At 44.3% G+C, this 4,142-nt stretch carries 5 protein-coding genes; 3 read left to right on the forward strand and 2 right to left on the reverse strand.

What is annotated here, in order from left to right; genetic code table 11:
• Together A3763_RS29625 and A3763_RS12885 are read left to right on the forward strand one after the other, a co-directional pair.
• The coding region (locus A3763_RS29625) for a hypothetical protein (RefSeq protein WP_231872192.1) at positions 1–240 on the forward strand (240 nt) is incomplete at its 5' end.
• A gap of 206 nt (positions 241–446) precedes the next feature.
• Positions 447–1,025, forward strand: a complete 579-nt coding sequence (locus A3763_RS12885; RefSeq protein ID WP_068507775.1) for a hypothetical protein — start codon at positions 447–449, stop codon at positions 1,023–1,025.
• Here A3763_RS12885 and A3763_RS12890 read toward each other — a convergent pair.
• The gene (locus tag A3763_RS12890) at positions 1,022–1,288 is read right to left on the reverse strand and encodes a hypothetical protein (RefSeq protein ID WP_068507777.1); all 267 of its coding nucleotides are present in this window, start codon (positions 1,286–1,288) and stop codon (positions 1,022–1,024) included. The genes A3763_RS12885 and A3763_RS12890 overlap by 4 nt on opposite strands.
• The gene (locus tag A3763_RS12895) at positions 1,289–2,368 is read right to left on the reverse strand and encodes an aminopeptidase (RefSeq protein WP_068554289.1); all 1,080 of its coding nucleotides are present in this window, start codon (positions 2,366–2,368) and stop codon (positions 1,289–1,291) included.
• Between the two features lie 184 nt (positions 2,369–2,552).
• Here A3763_RS12895 and A3763_RS12900 point away from each other — a divergent pair.
• The coding region (locus A3763_RS12900; protein WP_156495078.1) for an HAD-IC family P-type ATPase at positions 2,553–4,142 on the forward strand (1,590 nt) is incomplete at its 3' end.

A 4,142-nucleotide genomic window follows, 5' to 3' on the forward strand; every position in this document is an offset into this window, starting at 1 on the left:
AGCGCCCAGCTTTCATCCACCGGTTCTGGCTTCACTGATACCTGGCTCTCACCCGATCTATTGTTACTACTGATGTCTTGTTTCTTCATAATACGTCATCTATACAGTAAACCCTGCGTTGCGGAAAGGCTTTACGAAGCTGACCTGACACGTAAGCACATGAAAAATATATTAAATTTAAGAATGAAGATTATACACTTTTCATTCCATGACAAACATTTTGAATACTGGAAACCGTGAACTTATTGCAATTTTTTACACTCTAGAAAAGCAATACCTCACACTTCTCAAAAATATATAAGGGTTTTATGTATTCGATAGCGCAGTCTCTATAGAATAAAGAGTTGTTTTCTAACACTACGTGCGTCTGTATGATGCAAACGAGAACCGACTGTCTTCAGAATGATAGAGCCCAGTGCTTATCTATAGTTACAAGGAAGAAACTCATGAGCGCACTTATCCACTTGGCAGAAGTCTTTGTTTTTTTGCTTTTCATCATCACCTTCGTAAGAATTCGCTCACTCTATCGTGATTACCCTCCTCTCAACCATACTAAAAAAATGACACAAACTGACGAGCGTAAACCTTTAGTAGGAAATGCTTCAGCCAGTGTGAAATATGAGGACAAAATGGCTATCCTCAAAGAAGCACAAGTTTTTGCAGGTATGCAGCTTCTACCCCTAAAAAAGCGCTATGGAGATATACATGGCGAAAAGTATGCTTGGTTGAGAAAAGCCTGCGCTTTCTACCTTATAGGGGCAACCCGCGCTATAACGAACACAGGCCAATGTGGCCCAGGCACATACGAAGAAATTACTGGACTGGTAATCAAGTCTTGCTTGAAGACCCCTAACAACGACGTACTCGCTTATCTAAAGAGCGCTTCAAATGACGAGTGGGATAAAGAGCAAAAGGTCTTAGCATTAACTGGAGAGCAAGCAGCAGCTAACTGGGTATCAGGCAAGGCTATCCCTCACCACACTACCCTGGACGAACACTTAAGTCGAAACGGAATTATTGCTTAAATTCCAGTGACTGATAGTGAGATAATTTTCTCGTGCCCCTCACCTACCTGAATCTCTTTGCTGCGGAGGCAAACTTTCTCAACTCGCTCGACGCTCATCTCGACTTGCTTAGCAATACTGTCACTCTGCATGTCTACCGAGGCATCTTTTAGACAGCGAGTAATAACACCTTCGTCCATTTTGAATTTCATCCATAAATACAGCCAGACATGCGCCCAGAGAGAGATAATTATCACCAGTGCCAAAACAATATTCTGTGTCATTTATTGATGCTCTCCAATCGCTTCACTTAAGGACTTCAAATGCGCATGCCGCTGTGACTTATCAAGTTCAGACAAGCGCTCAACCTCCTGATAAAAAGCATCCCAATCCTCACCAAGCCTGTGGTATAAAGCGATAAAACCTGGCACCAAGTCCTGATAGTTCGATAAGGTTGAAAAACCGGCATTGTTAAGTTCATTCACCCAGCGGTCATAGCGACTATCCCAAGCATGCTTCTGCTTTAGAGATTGAAAGGAGAGTTTCATTTCCTTCAGCAGCTTATCTTTCTCTTTACGTTTTTTTTCTACGCTCCATGAGTCGTCCTGGTAGACATCATGAAGTTTATCTTTGTAGCTCAAAACAAAGCTCATTAACTTCTTTTGCTCTGCTTTTGCTTGCTGATATTCTTGATATTTATGTGTTTGACTTTGGTTCTTATACCAAAGCTCAGCGCCAATCGTACCAACAGCCGTAGCGAAGTTTTCGTTAAATTTAGTATCATTTTTTATATAGAGCTTGCGATGAGAAATCTCATGTATCAACAACTCGACCAGATATACTTCATCCGTAAATATGAAACTACTTAACAATGGGTCGTCAAAAAAACCTAAGGTAGAATAAGCCCGCACGCCCCCCACTCGAGTTTCAAAGCCTTGTTTTTCAAGTCTCAAGGCTTCAGCTTTGGCCATAGATTGATCGTAATAGCCTCTATAGGCCAAACACCCAAGTATTGGGTAGCACCAAGTATAAGCATCCAAAGACAGTTCAGACGCAGCATAGACATTCCAAACCGCATAGCGTCGGCCTAAGTCTGTATAACTGGTATATGCGTCATCGACTGGTAGATTGAGTTCCTTGCTGGCAAAATCTCTAAGCGCTTGAGATAAAATCAGACGCTTTCGAAGCTCCTCAGAGGTTTCATCATCCGCTAGCAGTGTCTCAACAGGCTCTCGATTCCACAAAAGAGAGGTTTGGCCATTTAACAAATGTGAATAATAACTAACTGAAGAACAAGCACTCAGCAAGGTCACAGACGACAAACACAGGGCACCAAGCCCCAAAACCTTTAATCGCTTTCGCAAGCACTTCCCCTTTTTACGACAAAGCCTCGAAGGCTGGCTTGAATTATAAAAAGAGCTTTTAGATTCGAGCTCTTAAGTGACCCGCATCAAGATTGGTGAATACTGAATATCGTCATTCACTAGAAATCATTTTATGATTAGATCATTCTTATGAAGAAAGAATCTGACCACAGGATTAGAATCTATGTCAACAAAGTGGCACACCTTAAATACTGAAGAATGCGCAGAAGCTCTGAATTCAATAATAGAAAAGGGCCTAAGTAAACAAGAAGCGCAGGAACGTTTAACTACACAGGGAGAAAATATTCTGGAACAGGCCAACACCCGCCCTTGGTGGAAGGTGATCATGGCTCAGTTTCAGGATGTAATGATTATGGTGCTACTCTGCGCGGCGGCGATTTCCGGTCTAGTCGGTGAAGCCGTGGATACACTTATTATCCTTTGTATTATTGGCCTCAATGCAATATTGGGCGCTTTTCAAGAATTCCGGGCTGAAAAAGCGATGGCTTCTCTTAGAGCCATGGCGACACTCGAGACGCTGACTTTACGCGATAGCAAATGGCAGACTATTTCCAGCACGCAACTCGTCCCTGGCGATATTATTAGCCTGGAGGCCGGCAACGTAGTGCCTGCCGATGTTCGCCTTGTCGAGGGCAAGGATATTGAGTGTGATGAATCATCACTGACAGGTGAATCTCTTGGTGTTGATAAACGTGTCGAAGCACTTGAACACGAAGATACCTTGCTCGCTGAGCGCAGCAATATGCTATTCAAAGGCACTCAGATCAACAGGGGCTCAGCTCAATGCATTGTCACTGCCACAGGCATGGAAACCGAGCTGGGGAAAATAGCCTCATTGCTAAAAAGCGCTAAACAGAGCCATACGCCACTCCAGAATAGGCTAGCCCTATTCAGTAAGCGTCTCGCTATCAGTATTGTGTTTATATGCCTGGTTGTGATTGTCCTTGGCCTTATTCGGGGTGAACCCTGGTTATTAATGCTGCTAACCGGTATTAGCCTAGCTGTGGCAGCCATTCCCGAAGCCCTACCTGCTGTTGTAAGTATTGCCTTAGCCTTAGGGGCAGCAAAAATGATCAAGATTAATGCCTTGATGCGTAACCTACCTTCTGTCGAGACCTTAGGCTCGGTTAGCTACATCTGCTCTGATAAAACCGGCACTCTCACTCAGAACAAAATGCACGTAGACAAGCTAATTACACCTGAAAGCAAACCTTACGCCCTGAACAGTTTGGCTCAAAGCTCGCACCTTGCACATGTGCTCTCGCTCAACAATGATGTCAGGGTTAGTCGCGAGATAGAGCAGTCTAGTGGCGAACCGACAGAGCTAGCCTTGTTCAACTGCGCAGCCCAAGCTGGCTTCCTAAAAACAGAACTTGAGAAATCGCTTCCGCGCGTTGCCGAGTGTGCCTTTGACTCTAACCGAAAGCGTATGACTACTGTACACAAGCTAATGGGTGAACCCCACACACCCTTAATTTCTTATACGAAAGGGGCACCTGAAGCAGTACTTTCCTGCTGTAGCCAAGCTTTTACCCAAGCCGCAGAAGTGCAGCAGTTTGATCGTGATCTCTGGCTAGATATTGCAGAAGACCTTGCGACACAAGGCTACCGAGTACTCGCTTTCGCTATGAAGAACTTAAATGACGGCGACACTTTCGATCAGGAAACGCTTGAGTCACAGATGACTTTCCTAGGCTTAGCCGCATTGATCGACCCTCCCCGAGAAGAAGCCAAAGAGGCCGTTCAACAATGT

It is taken from the genome of Oleiphilus sp. HI0128, assembly GCF_001635365.1.

Excerpts from the sequence above, each read along its gene's own strand:
- A3763_RS12885 (WP_068507775.1), top strand. The coding sequence starts at position 447 with ATGAGCGCACTTATCCACTTGGCAGAAGTCTTTGTTTTTTTGCTTTTC.
- A3763_RS12890 (WP_068507777.1), bottom strand. The coding sequence starts at position 1,288 with ATGACACAGAATATTGTTTTGGCACTGGTGATAATTATCTCTCTCTGG.